17 protein-coding genes are annotated in these 15,045 nt (G+C 70.1%); 8 read left to right on the top strand and 9 right to left on the bottom strand.

Annotated features, from left to right (window positions below):
* Positions 1 to 22: 22 nt before the first annotated feature.
* Both L2C96_RS09620 and L2C96_RS09625 read left to right on the top strand, forming a co-directional pair.
* Positions 23 to 1,849 (top strand): phosphoenolpyruvate carboxykinase (GTP), encoded by a 1,827-nt coding sequence (locus L2C96_RS09620; RefSeq protein ID WP_027936490.1) that lies wholly within the window; start codon positions 23 to 25, stop codon positions 1,847 to 1,849.
* Positions 1,850 to 1,928: 79 nt separating this feature from the next.
* Complete coding sequence (locus L2C96_RS09625; RefSeq protein ID WP_237335894.1) at positions 1,929 to 2,792, top strand: LLM class F420-dependent oxidoreductase; 864 nt, start codon at positions 1,929 to 1,931, stop codon at positions 2,790 to 2,792.
* A gap of 269 nt (positions 2,793 to 3,061) precedes the next feature.
* Here the strand turns inward: L2C96_RS09625 and L2C96_RS09630 are convergent, their stop codons facing one another.
* Entirely contained in the window at positions 3,062 to 3,316 is a 255-nt protein-coding gene (locus tag L2C96_RS09630) for a helix-turn-helix domain-containing protein (protein ID WP_020422263.1), read from the bottom strand.
* A gap of 155 nt (positions 3,317 to 3,471) precedes the next feature.
* Here L2C96_RS09630 and L2C96_RS09635 point away from each other — a divergent pair, with 155 nt between their 5' ends.
* The gene (locus tag L2C96_RS09635; RefSeq protein WP_020422262.1) at positions 3,472 to 3,618 is read left to right on the top strand and encodes a hypothetical protein; all 147 of its coding nucleotides are present in this window, start codon (positions 3,472 to 3,474) and stop codon (positions 3,616 to 3,618) included.
* On the opposite strand, the gene L2C96_RS09640 is transcribed toward L2C96_RS09635, so the two are convergent.
* Complete coding sequence (locus L2C96_RS09640) at positions 3,615 to 5,207, bottom strand: alpha/beta hydrolase (RefSeq protein WP_237335895.1); 1,593 nt, start codon at positions 5,205 to 5,207, stop codon at positions 3,615 to 3,617. The genes L2C96_RS09635 and L2C96_RS09640 overlap by 4 nt on opposite strands.
* Before the next feature lie 192 nt (positions 5,208 to 5,399).
* Between L2C96_RS09640 and L2C96_RS09645 the strand changes: the two genes are divergently transcribed.
* The 3 genes from L2C96_RS09645 to L2C96_RS09655 are packed head-to-tail and all read left to right on the top strand — an operon-like array spanning position 5,400 to position 7,935.
* On the top strand, positions 5,400 to 5,675 hold the full coding sequence (locus L2C96_RS09645) for a DUF3311 domain-containing protein (RefSeq protein ID WP_020422260.1): 276 nt from the start codon (positions 5,400 to 5,402) through the stop codon (positions 5,673 to 5,675).
* Entirely contained in the window at positions 5,675 to 7,354 is a 1,680-nt protein-coding gene (mctP, locus tag L2C96_RS09650) for a monocarboxylate uptake permease MctP (RefSeq protein WP_237335896.1), read from the top strand. Before L2C96_RS09645 ends, mctP begins: the two co-directional genes overlap by 1 nt.
* An 11-nt stretch (positions 7,355 to 7,365) precedes the next feature.
* The gene (locus L2C96_RS09655) at positions 7,366 to 7,935 is read left to right on the top strand and encodes a peroxidase-related enzyme (protein WP_020422258.1); all 570 of its coding nucleotides are present in this window, start codon (positions 7,366 to 7,368) and stop codon (positions 7,933 to 7,935) included.
* Here the strand turns inward: L2C96_RS09655 and L2C96_RS09660 are convergent.
* The 5 genes from L2C96_RS09660 to L2C96_RS09680 form a co-directional block, all read right to left on the bottom strand.
* Entirely contained in the window at positions 7,923 to 8,231 is a 309-nt protein-coding gene (locus tag L2C96_RS09660; RefSeq protein ID WP_020422257.1) for a hypothetical protein, read from the bottom strand. The genes L2C96_RS09655 and L2C96_RS09660 overlap by 13 nt on opposite strands.
* A 4-nt stretch (positions 8,232 to 8,235) precedes the next feature.
* Positions 8,236 to 9,165: a bifunctional helix-turn-helix transcriptional regulator/GNAT family N-acetyltransferase gene (locus L2C96_RS09665; RefSeq protein WP_020422256.1), complete on the bottom strand. Its 930-nt coding sequence runs from the start codon at positions 9,163 to 9,165 to the stop codon at positions 8,236 to 8,238.
* A gap of 208 nt (positions 9,166 to 9,373) precedes the next feature.
* Complete coding sequence (locus L2C96_RS09670) at positions 9,374 to 9,523, bottom strand: hypothetical protein (RefSeq protein ID WP_017985832.1); 150 nt, start codon at positions 9,521 to 9,523, stop codon at positions 9,374 to 9,376.
* 99 nt (positions 9,524 to 9,622) lie between these two features.
* The gene (locus L2C96_RS09675) at positions 9,623 to 10,165 is read right to left on the bottom strand and encodes a pyridoxamine 5'-phosphate oxidase family protein (RefSeq protein ID WP_237335897.1); all 543 of its coding nucleotides are present in this window, start codon (positions 10,163 to 10,165) and stop codon (positions 9,623 to 9,625) included.
* A complete protein-coding gene (locus L2C96_RS09680) occupies positions 10,162 to 11,541 on the bottom strand; it encodes an MFS transporter (RefSeq protein WP_237335898.1) in 1,380 nt (459 codons plus the stop codon). The genes L2C96_RS09675 and L2C96_RS09680 overlap by 4 nt, the downstream gene beginning before the upstream one ends.
* 60 nt (positions 11,542 to 11,601) lie before the next feature.
* On the opposite strand from L2C96_RS09680, the gene L2C96_RS09685 reads away from it, so the two are divergent.
* Positions 11,602 to 12,063 (top strand): winged helix-turn-helix transcriptional regulator, encoded by a 462-nt coding sequence (locus tag L2C96_RS09685; RefSeq protein WP_237335899.1) that lies wholly within the window; start codon positions 11,602 to 11,604, stop codon positions 12,061 to 12,063.
* On the opposite strand, the gene L2C96_RS09690 is transcribed toward L2C96_RS09685, so the two are convergent.
* The gene (locus tag L2C96_RS09690; RefSeq protein ID WP_237335900.1) at positions 12,036 to 13,232 is read right to left on the bottom strand and encodes an ATP-binding protein; all 1,197 of its coding nucleotides are present in this window, start codon (positions 13,230 to 13,232) and stop codon (positions 12,036 to 12,038) included. The two genes, L2C96_RS09685 and L2C96_RS09690, sit on opposite strands and share 28 nt — an antisense overlap.
* 207 nt (positions 13,233 to 13,439) lie before the next feature.
* Here L2C96_RS09690 and L2C96_RS09695 point away from each other — a divergent pair, with 207 nt between their 5' ends.
* Positions 13,440 to 13,970, top strand: a complete 531-nt coding sequence (locus L2C96_RS09695) for a DoxX family protein (protein WP_020422251.1) — start codon at positions 13,440 to 13,442, stop codon at positions 13,968 to 13,970.
* Here L2C96_RS09695 and L2C96_RS09700 read toward each other — a convergent pair.
* Positions 13,967 to 14,980, bottom strand: a complete 1,014-nt coding sequence (locus L2C96_RS09700) for a helix-turn-helix transcriptional regulator (protein ID WP_237335901.1) — start codon at positions 14,978 to 14,980, stop codon at positions 13,967 to 13,969. The two genes, L2C96_RS09695 and L2C96_RS09700, sit on opposite strands and share 4 nt — an antisense overlap.
* Positions 14,981 to 15,045: the final 65 nt, after the last annotated feature.

Below are 15,045 nucleotides of genomic sequence, written 5' to 3' on the forward strand. Positions count from 1 at the left end.
GCCGTCGAAGTCAGGAGAAGGAATGACTGCAGTAGCCATCCCGGGACTGGACAAGGCGCCGACGTCGCACAGCGGTGTGCTTGCGTGGGTACGGGAGGTCGCCGAGCTGACCACCCCTGACCGAGTGGTGTGGTGCGACGGCTCCGACGAGGAGGCCGAGCGCATCAACAACGAGCTGGTCGAGGCCGGCACGTTCGTCCCGTTGAAGGCGAAGCCGAACTCCTTCTGGGCCGCCTCGGACCCGAGCGACGTCGCGCGGGTCGAGGAGCGGACCTTCATCTGCTCCGAGAACGAAGAGGACGCCGGGCCGACCAACAACTGGATGCACCCGGACGAGATGCGCGCCACCATGACCGAGCTCTACCGGGGCTGCATGCGTGGCCGGACGATGTACGTCATCCCGTTCTGCATGGGCCCGCTCGGCGACGAGAACCCGAAGCTGGGCATCGAGGTCACCGACTTCGCCTACGTCGTGGCGTCGATGCGGGTGATGACCCGCATGGGCACCAAGGCGCTGGAGAAGTTCGTCACCGACGACGGCACCGAGCGCGAGTTCGTGCCCGCTCTGCACTCGGTCGGCAAGCCGCTGGAGCCGGGCGAGAAGGACGTCGCCTGGCCGTGCAACGACACCAAGTACATCTCGCACTTCCCGGAGAGCCGGACGATCTGGAGCTACGGCTCGGGCTACGGCGGCAACTCGCTGCTGGGCAAGAAGTGCTACTCGCTGCGCATCGCCTCCGTCATGGCCCGTGACGAAGGCTGGCTCGCCGAGCACATGCTGATCCTCAAGCTGATTTCGCCGGAGAACAAGGCCTACTACGTGGCGGCCGCGTTCCCGAGCGCGTGCGGCAAGACCAACCTCGCAATGCTGCAGCCGACCATCCCGGGCTGGCGCGCCGAGACCATCGGTGACGACATCGCGTGGATGCGGTTCGGCGAGGACGGCCGCCTGTACGCGATCAACCCCGAGTTCGGCCTGTTCGGCGTCGCGCCGGGCACCGGTGTGAAGACCAACCCGGTGGCGATGAAGACCATCGAGGCCGGCAACACCGTCTTCACCAACGTCGCGCTGACCGACGACGGCGACGTGTGGTGGGAGGGCATGACCAAGGAGGCGCCGGCGCACCTCACCGACTGGAAGGGCCGCGACTGGACCCCCGAGTCGGACGAGCCCGCCGCGCACCCGAACTCGCGCTTCTGCACCCCGATCGCGCAGGTCCCGACGCTCGCGCCGGAGTGGGACGACCCGAAGGGCGTGCCGATCTCGGCGATCCTGTTCGGCGGCCGCCGCGCCACCACGGTCCCGCTGGTGACCGAGGCCCGCGACTGGCAGCACGGCGTGTTCATGGGCGCCACCATGTCGTCGGAGAAGACCGCGGCCGCGGCGGGCAAGGTCGGCGAGGTGCGCCGCGACCCGATGGCGATGCTGCCGTTCCTCGGCTACCACGCCGGCGCGTACTTCCAGCACTGGCTGGACACCGGCAAGAACGCCGACGCCGCCAAGCTGCCGAAGATCTTCTACGTCAACTGGTTCCGCCGCGGTGACGACAAGCGGTTCCTGTGGCCGGGCTTCGGCGAGAACTCGCGCGTGCTCAAGTGGATCGTCGAGCGTCTCGAGGGCAAGGCCGGCGCGGTCGAGACCCCGGTCGGCCTGGTGCCGCGCGCCGAGGACCTCGACCTGGACGGCATCGCCGAGCCGATCGAGGACGTCCAGGAGTCGCTCGCGGTCAAGCCGGAGGAGTGGCGCCAGGAGATCCCGCTGATCGAGGAGTGGTTCGCCAAGATCGGCGACCGGGTGCCCTCCAGCCTGCACGACGAGCTGGCGGCCCTGAAGCAGCGCCTCGGCTGAGTTTTCCGCCGCGCGAACGGCCATCCCCGGTTCCGGCCGGGGGTGGCCGTTTCGCCGTTTTCGGCTCTATGGTCGGAACATGCTGGGGATGCGCTTCGGTGTGAACATGATGGAGCCCGGATCGCGGGCCGAGTTCGTGGACAAGGTGCGGCGGGCGGAGGAGCTGGGCTTCGACGTCGTGACCGTGGCCGATCACCTGGGGATGCCGGCGCCGTTCCCGGCGCTGGTGCTCGCCGCGGAGGCCACGTCGACGGTGCGGCTGGGCACGTTCGTGCTCAACGCGCCCTTCTACCACCCCGCCGTGCTGGCGCGGGACGTCGCGACGACCGACCAGTACAGCGGCGGGCGGCTGGAGCTGGGTCTCGGCGCGGGGTACGTGCGCGAGGAGTTCGAGGCGGCCGGGCTGCCGTGGCCGGGGCGCCGGGTCGACCACGTCGAACGGACGGTCGTGGAGCTGCGCAAGCTGTTCGGCGACCCCGAGCACCAGCCGCGCCCGGCGCAGGACGGCGGGCCGCCGCTGATGCTGGGCGGCTGGGGCGACCGGATGCTGGCGCTGGCCGCGGAGTACGCGGACACGATCGCGCTGACCGGCGCGCCGACGGCGAAGGGCGGCGGACTGGTCGGCCTGGCCGGCGCGGACGCGTTCGCCGAGCGGGTGTCGTTCGTGCGGTCACGGCTGGGCGCCCGCACGGCGGAGATCAACGTCCTGGTGCAACTGGTCGTGGTGACCGACGACCGCCGCGCCGCACTGGCCGACCTCCAGCGGTTCGCGCCGGAGATGAGCGTCGACGCGATCGGCGAGCTGCCGACGCTGCTGGTCGGTTCGGTGCCGGAGATCGTCGCGCAGATCGAGCGCATGCGGGAGCAGTTCGGGATCACCTACGTGTCGGTGCTGGAACGCAGCCTGGACGCGTTCGCCCCGGTGCTCGAGCAACTGAAGTAACCGCGAGCCCCACGCTCCGCGCCGCGAGTCCCACGCTCGGCGCCGCGAGTTCCGCGCTCCGCCGCGCGAGCCGCACGCTGGCGCCGGGCGGGTGATTCCGCGCTCAGGGTCGCAAGTCCGTGCTCCGCGCCGCGAGTTCCACGTTCAGCGCCGCGAGTTCCACGCTCCGCCGCGCGAGTCCCGCGCTGGGTGGCGTGAGTTCTGCGCCAAGTGCCGCGAGTTCCACCCTCGGCGCCGTGAGTTCCACGTTCCGGTGCGCGAGTTCGCCGTCAGCCGGTCGGTACGCCGGTGATCGCGTCGCGCAGGGCGTCCAGTGGGAGGCCGACCGCGTCCGCGAGTGCGACCACCGTGAAGAACGCAGGCGTCGGGATGCGGCCGGTCTCGATCTTGCGCAGCGTCTCGACCGAGACGCCGGCCTCCAGCGCCACCTCGGCCATGCTGCGGGAACCCCGCGCGGCTCGCAGTGCGGCACCGAGACGCTCGCCGCGTTCGCGTTCGGCTTCGGTCAGCGGGACTCGCACCATGTCCACAGTCTATCCGCCCACCTGTCCCCAGCCTGTGGACAACTCTGTGCACAGGCTGGGGACTACCAGAAGAAAGGGGGCGTGAAAACCGCCGGAACGGCAACTCTTCTGCTGTGTCGCACGTCTCACTCATACCAGTCGGAGAGGAGGCCGCCATGTTGCTGGCCGGCGGACTGATGTTCGTGTTGACCCTGGTCTACCTGGTGTTGTGCACCTGCACGGGCCGGTTCCGCGAACTGAAGGAAGAACTGAAGAACCCCGCCGAGAACGAGCCCGGCGGGGTCCTGAAGACCGAGAACTAGGCGGTCGGGTCGGGCAGCGGCATACCAGGCAGCGTCTGGTCCCGCGGCACCACCCCGTCCACGAGGAAGTCCTCCACAACCTTGTCCACCGCCGCGTTGCCCCCGGCGTAGATCCCGTGGTCACCCTCGCCGGTCACGGTGATCATCCGCGAGCCCTTGAACGCGCGGTGCGCGCGCTCGGCGCCCTCGATCGGCGTCGCCGGGTCGTGCGTCGACTGCACCATCAGCACCGGCGGGACGCCCCGCCCGTCCAGGACCGGAAGCGGCTCCGGCTTGTTGTTCCAGAAGATGCACGGCTGGATCAGCCACCCCCAGCCCAGCAGCGGGTACTGCGGCCCCAGCTGCGCCGACTGCCGCACCGCCGTGTTCCGGTTGCCGAACCACGGACCCTCGTTGCACGGGATCGTCCAGAAGCTCGCGTCGTAGGCGTCGTCGTAGTCGGTGGGCACCACCAGCGGCTGCGGGCCGACCGCGTCGGTCACCGCCTTCACCTGGTCCAGCAACGCGGTCTGCTGCTGGGCCGACGCCGTCCCCTGCGTCAGGTTCCGCACGTTGACCAGGTAGTCCGCCAGCTCCGGGAAGTACCGCTTGTTGTACAGCTCGGAGGCGATGAACGAGTCCAGCGCGTTGGCCGACAGCTTCGTCCCGTCGACCTCGACCGGGTTCTGCGTGAGGGCGTAGCGCACCTGCTCGTAGGTCTGCCGGGTCATCTCCGCGGTCGTGCCGAAGTGGTACAGGCTGTCGTATTTCGCCATCCACGGCAGGAAGTCCTCCCGCCAGCGCCGCTCGAAGCCCAGCGGCTGCCAGTCGAACGACTTCTGCCACGTCGTGGTGAACTCGGTGTTCGAGTCGAGCACGAACTTGCCGGTGCGGTCCGGGAAGGCCTGCGCGTAGTGCGCGCCCATCCAGGTGCCCGCCGAGTAGCCGACCCAGTTGATCTTCTGCCGCTTCAGCAGCACGCGCAGCAGGTCGAGGTCGTTGATCGTCTGCCGGGTGTTGATGAACGGCCCGAGGTCGCCGGACTTCACCTGGCACGAGTCGGCCGCGTACTCGGTGGCATCCAGGATCAGCTTCAGGTTCTCCCGGCTGCGGTCCCGCGGGTCGAGGTCGCTGCCGGTGCCGATCGCGCCGCCGCAGGTGATGTTCGTGCTCTTGCCGGTGCCGCGCGGGTCGAACCCGATGATGTCCTGGTGCTCACGCACCCGCGTCTGGTTGCGCAGCCGCGCCGGGAACATCCGGCCGGGAGCGCCCGGGCCGCCCGGGTTGACGAACGTGCTCTCCGTCGCCTCGCCGGTCGCCTTGAGCCTGCTGACCGCGATCGTCACGTCGATGCCCTGGTTCGGCGCCGACCAGTCCCGCGGCGAGAGGTAGGTGGCGCACTCAATGCCCTCGGCGCCGGGAGGCGGGGTCTGCCCCGACAGCTCGTCGGGCGTGCAGGTGTGCCAGTTCAACGTCTGGAGGGCGTAGCGATCCGGGATGCCGGCCGAGTTCAGTGCGGGCCCGGCCGGCGCCGCGATCGCTGGTGTGCCCGCCGCCAGCAGGGTGCCGGCCAGAGCCGGGATCACCACCGCCCAGCGCGTCCGTGTCATGCTCGCCCCTTCGTCACTAGCCGCAGCCGCGCGCATACCCCGCGGCGCGCCTATTCATATCGGCCGGGCCGGGGCCGGGCAACCTGCGTTCGTCGGGTGTTGCGCTGATCAAATCGATACTCGGGCACGCGTGACGGCGGGGAGGTCAGGACTTAAGGTCAACGCGGCCATTCCCCGTCCAAGTGAGGTCACATGTCTGGCAAAGCCGCCGGGAAGGTCACCGGGCTCCAGATCAGCCCGTGGAACCTGATCCTGCTGTTACCACTGCTGATGCTCGTCACGCCGTGGTTCAACTTCGACAAGCCGCGGTTGCTGGGACTGCCGTTCTTCTACTGGTACCAGTTCCTCTTCGTGTTCGTCGGTGTCGTATCCGTGGCGATCGTCTACGTGATGACCAAGGGGAAGCCGGTCGTGACGGGCAAGCCGGACCGGCTCGCGGCCGAAGAGCTGGACGAGGGTGAGAAGTGATGGCACTGGCGCAGGCGCCCGGCAGCGGGCTGCAGTGGGTGGAGCTGAGCGTTTTCGTCCTGCTGTTCCTGGTGGTCAGCGTGATGGGCTTCGTCGCGTCCCGGTGGCGCGCGGCGGCCTCGCTGGACCACCTCGACGAGTGGGGCCTCGGCGGCCGCAAGTTCGGCTCGTGGATCACCTGGTTCCTCGTCGGCGGTGACCTCTACACCGCCTACACGTTCGTCGCCGTGCCCGCGCTGGTGTTCGGCGCCGGCGCGCTGGGCTTCTACGCCCTGCCCTACACGGTGATCCTGTACCCGATCGTCTTCCTGCCCGCGCTGCGGATGTGGTCGGTGTCCCGCTCGCGCGGCTACGTGACGCCGGCCGACTTCGTGCGCGGCCGCTACGGCTCGCCGACGCTGGCGCTGCTGATCGCGATCACCGGCATCGTCGCGACCATGCCGTACATCGCGCTGCAGCTGGTCGGCCTGGAAGCGGTGCTGCGGACGATGGGCCTCAACGGCGGCGGCATCGCCGGTCACCTGCCGCTGCTGATCGCGTTCCTGGTGCTCGCGCTCTACACCTACCAGTCGGGCCTGCGCGCGCCCGCGCTGATCGCGTTCGTCAAGGACGGCCTGATCTACATCGTCATCCTGGTCGCGGTGTTCTACCTGCCGTCCAAGCTCGGCGGCTGGTCGCACATCTTCGACGTGAGCCAGCAGAAGCTGCAGACGCCGGACCCGAAGACGGGCAACCCGTCGGGCTCGATCCTGCTGACCGCGAACAACCAGCTGCAGTACATCACCCTGGCGCTGGGTTCGGCGCTGGCGCTGTTCCTGTACCCGCACTCGCTCACCGGCGTGCTCGCCTCGCGCGGCCGCAGCGTGATCAAGCGGAACATGATCGCGCTGCCCGCGTACTCGCTGCTGCTGGGCCTGCTCGCGCTGCTCGGCTACGTCGCGCTGACCGCGGGCGTCAAGCCGATCACCAACGCGGCCACCGGCAACGCCGACTCCAACACCGTGGTGCCGGTGCTGTTCGACACGCAGTTCCCGTCGTGGTTCGCGGGCGTGGCGTTCGCCGCGATCGGCATCGGCGCGCTGGTGCCCGCGGCGATCATGTCCATCGCCGCGGCGAACCTGTGGACCCGCAACATCTACAAGGAGTACCTGAAGCGGGACGCCACGCCGGCGCAGGAGGCCAAGCAGGCCAAGCTGGCGTCGCTGGTCGTGAAGTTCGGCGCGGTCGCGTTCATCCTGTTCATCGACCCGCAGTTCTCGATCGACCTGCAGCTCATCGGCGGTGTGCTGATCCTGCAGACCCTGCCCGCGGTGGCGATCGCGCTGTACACGCGGTGGCTGCACCGGTGGGGCCTGATCGCCGGCTGGATCGTCGGCATGGTGTGGGGCATCATCATGCTCTACGGCATCCCGAACCCGAAGACGGGCAAGGCGCACTTCGGCGGTTCCGCGCTCGCGCTGGACAAGCTGTCGATCTTCGGCTGGCACCCGTTCTCGGGCTCGATGGTCCAGATCTACCCCGGGTTCGTGGCGCTGATCGCGAACCTCGTGGTGGCCGTGATCGTCACGGTGATCGCCCGGAGCCTGAAGATCTTCAACGGCACCGACGACACCGAGGGCACCGACTACCACGCCGACGAGCACGACAAGGATCTACGCCCCATCGGCGCGGCGCACTAGGGAGGAAGAACGTGGACAGCCGGTTCGGTGTCACGGAGCTGGAAGACCTGCCCGAGGACCTGCGGGAGCGCATCGGCGTGATCGCGGAGAAGTCGGGGTTCGTGCCGAACGTCTTCCGCGCGCTGGGGCACCGGCCGGCTGAACTGCGTGCCTTCCTCGACTACCACGACGCGCTCATGGAACGCACCGACGGCCTGAGCAAGGCCGAGCGGGAGCTGGTCGTGGTGGCGACGTCGGGGGCGAACCACTGCACCTACTGCGTGGTCGCCCACGGCGCGATACTGCGGATCCGCGCGAAGGACCCGCAGCTGGCCGACCGGGTCGCCACCAACCCGTGGCAGGTCGAGCTGGACGAGCGGGGCCGCGCGATCGTCGACCTGGCGCTCGCGCTGGCCCGCAAGCCGGAACTGTTCGGGGAGGCCGACATCGAGGCAGCCCGCAAGGCCGGGCTGACCGAGGACGAGATCTGGGACGTCGGCGCGATCACCGCGTTGTTCGCGATGTCCAACCGGCTGGCGCACCTGACCGCGTTGCGGCCGAACCCCGAGTTCTACGCGATGGGCCGCGATCAGAAGCGGTAGAGCGACTCGTGCAGGTCGCGCTGGATCTCGTACTTGCGGAGCAGGCGGCCGAGCAGCCGGGCCCACCACTTCGCCGGGTGCCGGTAGGCGCGCACCCACAGCGGCGGGATGCGGTCCGGCACGCGCGGGTCGGCCTTCGGGCGGAACTTGTCGCCGGTGAGGACGACGGTCGGGTGCCCGCGCGGGCAGGCCGTGGTCACCGAGATGACGCCGGGCGTCAGGTTGTGCACCCACTCCACCTCGTCGATGCCCATCAGGGTCCGGGTGTCGCAGGTTTCGCAGTAGACGACGAACACGTGGTCACAACTCCCGCCGCCAGGTCTCGCCGACGAGGTCGTGCCCGAAGCTGTGGTGGGGTTGCGAGTCGACGAGTTCGAACCCCGCCCGCCGGTAGATGTGCCGCGCGGCGGCCAGGACGCTGTTGGTCCACAGCTCCATCGCGGTGTAGCCGTGCGCCCGCGCGAAGGCCAGGCACTCGTCCACCAGGCGCTTGCCGACGCCGCGGCCGCGGGCGTGCGGTTCGACGAGCAGCAGGCGCAGTTTCGCGGTCTTGTCGTCCGAGCCGCGGACGCAGAACACGGAGCCGACGCGCTCCCCGCCCAGCTCGGCGATCCACCCGGCCTCGCGCGCCGGGTCGTAGTGCTCGACGTAGTCGGCGATGATCCGGGCGACGAGGGCTTCGTAGGTGGCGTCCCAGCCGTACTCCTGTGCGTAGACCGCGCCGTTGCGCTGCACGACCCAGCCGAAGTCGCCGGGCCGGGGCGGGCGCAGCACGAGTGCCGGGGCGGGTTCGCGCTCGCCGACGAGGTGGCGGATGGTGCGCATCGACGTGACCAGGCGGTGCTGGTCGTCGTCGGTGAGGCGGCTGAGCAGCTTGCCGATCTGTTCGATGGTGCGGTCCTCGAGGACCTGCTGCTCGGCGCGGCCGGCTTCGGTGAGCCGGACGAGCTGGCGGCGGCCGTCGGTCTCGTGGCGCTCACGGACCAGCAGGCCGCGGCTTTCCAGACGTCCGAGCAGGCGGCTGGCGTACCCGGGGTCCAGATCGAGGCGGCGCCGCAGCTCGGCGACCTCGGTGACGCCCTCCTGCGCGAGCTCGTAGAGCACGCGGGCCTCGCCGAGGGAGTAGTCGCTGCCGACGAGGCCTTCTTCGAGGACCCCGATGAGGCCGGTGTAGAGCCGGTTGAAGGCGCGGACCTGGGTGATGCGGTCGAGCAGTGGCGGGCTGTTCATTGACCACCTCAAGAAACTCGTTGACTGAGTCAAACAGTACTCGGGTGGAGGTGGGCCGCAAGTGGTTTTTCGAGGTGGGAGCCCGGAAATTGGAAAACCCCGTGATGCTGCCAGGTCGGGGGTCCGCCAGCATCACGGGGTCATCTGGGGTATCGCCACTTCCCCTGGTGGCGTTACAACCTGATCTATTTGTGGCCTAGCTCACGCGTCAGCGCAAGTTGGACTGACGCGCCTGGGCGATGGCGATCAGCTCCTGGCGGACCGTCACGGAACCGGCGGTGTCGATCGCGCGGCTCAGCGCCCGGCGGGTGCGCGCCTCGGCGCGGCGGGCTCGGAGCTTGGCGGCGATGTTGCTCATCGGTGTTCGCATCCCTCGTGCATCTCGGTGGCTGTGCTTCCAGTATGCACCTTTTTTCACAAGGTCGCCAACGATTATCCGGTGACCTAGGGCACTTGCCTACGAATCATCGGCAACAGCTCGATCTTGCGGAAGATCGCCATTTCTAGCTTGATCGCTAGAAAGCGGTAGAGACCGCCAGATGCGACTACGCAGATCGGCGCCGCGGATGACCTGGATCCGCCACGGCTCGAGCCGGAGCACGTGCAGCTTCGGGTCCGACGGCGACCGCCAGAACGCGCCGAGGTCGTACCCGGCGCCCCGCGGGCTGGTGTTGCGGTAGAGCCGCCACACGTGCGACTTCACGTCCACGTCGTCGACCCACTCGGCGACCGCCTCGACGGCGACCGAGTTGTTCCCCGGCTTCCAGTACGAGAACGAGGTGTGCGGGTTGCGGGCCAGGTGCGCGGCCTTGACCGGCGTCCGGTAGGTCGCCAGCCACCCGCGCGGCTGCCCGTCCACGTTCTCCCAGACCGGGATGAGGATCCGCGTGCGAGGCCGGTTCCGGGAGTCGACCGTGACCATCGTGGCGTACCCGATCGACCCGACGTAGGCGTTGAACTCGGCTTCGAGCTCGGCGAAGGAGGCGACGACGCGGCTCATCGGGCCACCCGCTTCCGCAACCCGGACGCGCTGATCACGGCGGCCACCGCGGCGGCCGCGATCGGCACCACCAGCGCGGACCGGTAGCCGTCGACCCCGCCGCTCGCCCCGGTGAGCACCGCCGTGCACGCCGCGAGCCCGAGCGCGGCGCCGAACTGGAAGGCGGTGTACAGCAGCCCGCCGGCCAGCCCCTGCTCGTGCTCGGCGACCCCGTCGGTGGCGACGATCGTCAGCGGGCCGTAGGCGAGCGCGAACGCCACCCCGAGCACGATCATCGTCGGGAACATCGCCAGGTAGACGGTGTCCGTGGAGATCGGCAGGAACAGGGCGTAGGACACCACGGCGAGCACGAGACCGGCCACGATGACCTTCGCGTTGCCGAACCGCTCGACCAAGCGCGGGGTCAGGGTCGGCGCGAGCACGGCGTCCGCGCCGATCGCCAGCATCGCGAGGCTGGTCTCCAGCGCACTCCACCCACGCAGCTCCTGCAGGTACAGCACGGCGATGAACTGGAACCCGAAGAAGGCCGCGGCGAACAGCAGACCCGCCAGGTTCGCGCGCACCAGCGCCCCGGACCGGAGCAGCCCCAGCCGGATCAGCGGCGCCGCGGACCGGCGCTCGACCAGGACGAACAGGGCCGCGAGCACGAGCCCGGCGGCGATGGTCGCGGTGGTCCAGCCCGCGGCGGAGTGCGCCGAGCGCTCGACACCCAGCACCAGCAGCACGATGGCGGCCGTGACGGTCACCGCGCCGAGCACGTCGACCCGCCGGTCCCGGGTGCGCTCCTGGGGAGTGGCGGGAATCAACGCGGCCCCCAGCAGCAGGATGACCAGCGCGAGGGCGGCGGGCACGAACAGCACCAGCCGCCAGTTCACGGCACTGAGCAGCCCGCCGAGCACCAGGCCGAGCGAGAAACCGCCCGCGGCCGTCCCGGAGTAGACCAGCAGCGCCCGGTTGCGCTGCGGGCCCTCCTCGAAGCCGGTGGTGATGATCGACAGTCCGGCCGGGGTCATCACCGCGGCGGCGACACCCGCGACGAACCGCGCGACGATGAGCAGCCAGCCCTCCCCGGCGAGCCCGCCGACGGCGGAGACGACCAGGAACACGGCGAGCCAGACCAGGAACATCCGGCGCCTGCCGAACAGGTCCGCGGCCCGGCCGCCGGCGAGCATGAACCCGCCGTAGCCGAGCACGTAGGCGCTGACCACCCACTGCAGCTCGCCGGTGGACAGGCCGAGATCGGCGCGGATGGCGGGCAGCGCGACGTTCAGCATCGCGACGTCGATGCCCTCCAGGAAGATCGCGCCGCACAGGACGAACAGCGTTCCCCAGGTTCGTGGAGTGAAGCGCGGTGGCGCTCCGGCGGTGGTGGACACGAGATCCGCTCCCAAGGTTTCGATTGGTAACAGACGAATCTTGTGTGACCATGGACAACTGTGGAAGACGGCACTTCAAAGGCACTCGGTTACTGCACGGGAACCGAGGACGACGAGGTCATCCAGTGGGACACCCGCGCGGACTGCGACGTCCGGCGCATCCTCGACCGGATCGCGGACAAGTGGTCCCTGCTCGTGATCGCGCTGCTCGACCGCCGGACGATGCGGTTCTCCGAGCTGCGGCGGGCGATCGACGGGGTCAGCCAGCGGATGCTCACCGTGACGCTGCGGCACCTGGAGCGGGACGGGATCATCAGCCGGACGGTCTACCCGGTGGTGCCGCCGCGCGTCGACTACGAGCTGACCCCGCTGGGCATTTCGCTGCACCAGGTCATCAAGTCGCTGGTGACGTGGACCGAGGAGCACCAGCGGGAGATCGCCGCGGCGCACGAGGCCTACGACCGGCGGGTCGCCGAGGAGGAGCGGGAACTGCTTCAGTCCACGGCGCGGCTGAGCAGGTAGTGCCCGAAGTGCGGCACGGTGAAGGCGATGTGCCCGCGCTCCGCGGAGTACACCAGCCCCTTCTTCATCAGCGAGTCCCGCGCCGGGGACAGTGACGAGGGCTTGCGGCCAAGGTAGACCGCCACGTCGGAGGTGCCTGCGCTCTCGTCCCGGCCCTGGGTCAGCTCCGCCATCGCCCGCAGGTACTCGCGCTCGGCGGGCGTGGCGCGTTCGTAGCGGGAGCCGAAGAAGCCGACCGCCAGTTCCTGCTCGGCCTCCGGCGCGGCGACCTGCACGTCCTGCACCGTGATCGGGTCGTCCGGCGCCGCGTCCCAGGCCGCTTTCGCGTAGGCCTGGATGAAGTACGGGTATCCGCCGGAGGCGTCGAACAACGCGTCCAGCGCCTCGGGCTCGATGCCGGCGTCCTCCCGCTCGATCGGCGCCAGCACGGCCCGGTCGGCCTCTTCCCGGTTCAGCCGGTCGATGCGCACGTACCGGAACAGCCGCTCCGAGTAGGACTTCGACGCCGACAGCACCGCGGGCACGTGCGGCAGCCCCGCCCCGACCACCACCAGCGGCGCGCCCGACTGGGACAGCTCGTGGCACGCCGTGCACAACGCCGACACATCGTCCGGCTGCAGGTCCTGGATCTCGTCGATCAGCAGCGCCACGCCGGTGCCGACGTCCGCGGCCAGCTCGGCGACGTCGGTGAACAGCTCGACCAGGTCGATCTCGATGTCACCGGAGTCGGCGCGGCCCTGCGCGGCGGGCACGTCGATGCCCGGCTGCCACCGGTCCCGCAGCTTCGCGTCCGCCTTGTTCGACCGCAGGGCGAACGCCTTCAGCACGGCGAGGACCTCTTCGACCCGGTCCGGCGCCCGGTGCCGCACCGCCAGGTCGCGGATCGCGCGGTGCAGCGCCGCCGACAGCGGCCGCCGCAGCTCTGCGTCCGGGCGCGCCTCGATCTTGCCCGCGCCCCACTTGTGCTTCACGGCCATCGACCGCAGCTCGCCGAGCAGCACGGTCTTGCCGACGCCCCGCAGGCCGGTCAGCACGAGACTGCGTTCCGGACGGCCACGGGCGACCCGCTGCAGCACCACCTCGAACGCGGTCAGCTCGCGTTCACGGCCCGCCAGCTCCGGCGGCCGCTGTCCCGCGCCCGGCGCGAACGGGTTGCGGATCGGGTCCACTCTGCCAACGTATCGGCGCGTCTAGTGCGACCCCGATATTTGCGGAGATTCCGCTACCGGCGTGTCGCTACCTTTTTATAGGGATAACTAGCGTGCGAACTAGAAAACGTTAGGGATGAAGTGACGCGGGAATGGGTAGATCCTCGACGTGACATGTCGCATCCGAGGAAGGCGAGGATCGTGATCTTGCGTCGACTGGCCCGCCCCATGCTGGCGAGCATCTTCATCTACGGCGGCATCAACGCCCTGAAGCAGGCCGAGGGGCACGCGGAGGCGGCCAAACCCGTGCTCGACAAGGTCGGCGAGCAGCAGGACAAGCTGCCCGACGCGCTCCCGACCGACCCGGTGAGCCTGGTCAAGATCGACGCGGGGGTGAAGATCGCGGCCGGGACCCTGTTCGCGCTCGGCAAGTTCCCGCGGCTGTCCGCGCTGGCGCTGGTCGGCAGCCTGGTGCCGACGACCGTCGCCGGCCACCCGTTCTGGGAGGCCAAGGACCCGCAGCAGAAGCAGGACCAGCTGATCCACCTGCTCAAGAACGCCGGACTGGCCGGTGGCCTGCTGATCGCGGCCGCCGACACCGAGGGCAAGCCGTCGCTGGGCTGGCGCGCCCGCCGCGCCGCCGACAAGGCGAGCAAGCAGGCCCACAAGGCGACCGAGAGGGCGAGCAAGCAGGCGCACAAGGCGTCGAAGCAGATCCAGTCGACGGCCGCGTCCGCCCGCGACGTCCTGCCGGTCTAACCGAGCAGGCGGATCACCAGGTCCCGGCGGCTGCGCACGCCGACCTTGTCGAACACGGCCTTGAGGTGGTCTTGCACGGTGTGCGCGGAGATGTGCAGCCGGTCGCTGATCGCGCGGGTCGGCAGGCCACGCAGGACGAGCGTGGCGACGTCGGCCTCGCGCGTGGTCAGCCCGTGCGCGGCCAGCACCAGCGGAGCCGCCGCGCGCGCGTCGGCCGGTTCGACCACGACGGCCAGCTGCCGGGTGCCGGTGAGCCGCGAGGCGTGCAGCGTGAGCCACGAGCCGTCGGCGCCACGCACCCGGACACTCGGCACGGCACTACCGGACCGCAGCGCGGCGGCGACCGCGTACACCGGCAGGGGCAGCGGAACGCCTGGCGGGAGCAGGGACAACAGGTGCTCGGCGTCGGGGGTGAGCGAGACGAGCCGAAGGTCGTCGGTCAGCAGCACCACTCCCGGCCGGTGGTCCGCGGCGGCCGGGCCGTCCACGAGAGCCGCGGTGCGGATGGCGTGCGCGAGATGAGGGGCGAGACGGGCGAGCGCGGTCTTCTCGGTCGCGGTGAAGCCGAGCAGGCCGTCCTCGCGGTGCAGGCAGAGGTAGCCCCAGCAGCGGCCGCCGGTCACGAGCGCCGCACGCATCTCGTCGCCGAGCCCGAGCGGGCGCATGATCTCGCGGTAGCGCTCGCTGGCCCAGCGGTCCCGCCCGGTGGCGCCGTCCAGGGTGGCGACCGGCCTGCCGGAGGTGACCAGCCCGGCGAAGGTGTTCACGTCGCCGCCGCCGAACTCGTTGTCCAGGAACAACGGCGCCGCGGTGTCCAGCGGCGGGTCCGGCCAGGCGCCGGTGAACAGCAGCGTCTCGGGATCGGCGGTCGCGAAGAACGTCGCGTCCGAGGGCACCACGCGGCGCAGGGCCCGCAGCACCTCCCGCCGGACGCCGGTGGTGTCCAGGCCGCTGTGCGACAGGCGGATCACGTCGTGCTCGGCGCGGACCGCACTGGGCGATCGCCGCATGTGCCCAGTGTGCGCCCCCGCCGTGCCCCGCGGAAATCCCAGACGCGTGGGATGGTCCCGGGGTC

The sequence above is a fragment of the Amycolatopsis tucumanensis genome (assembly GCF_021654135.1).
Taxonomy (GTDB): Bacteria; Actinomycetota; Actinomycetes; order Mycobacteriales; family Pseudonocardiaceae; genus Amycolatopsis_E; species Amycolatopsis_E tucumanensis.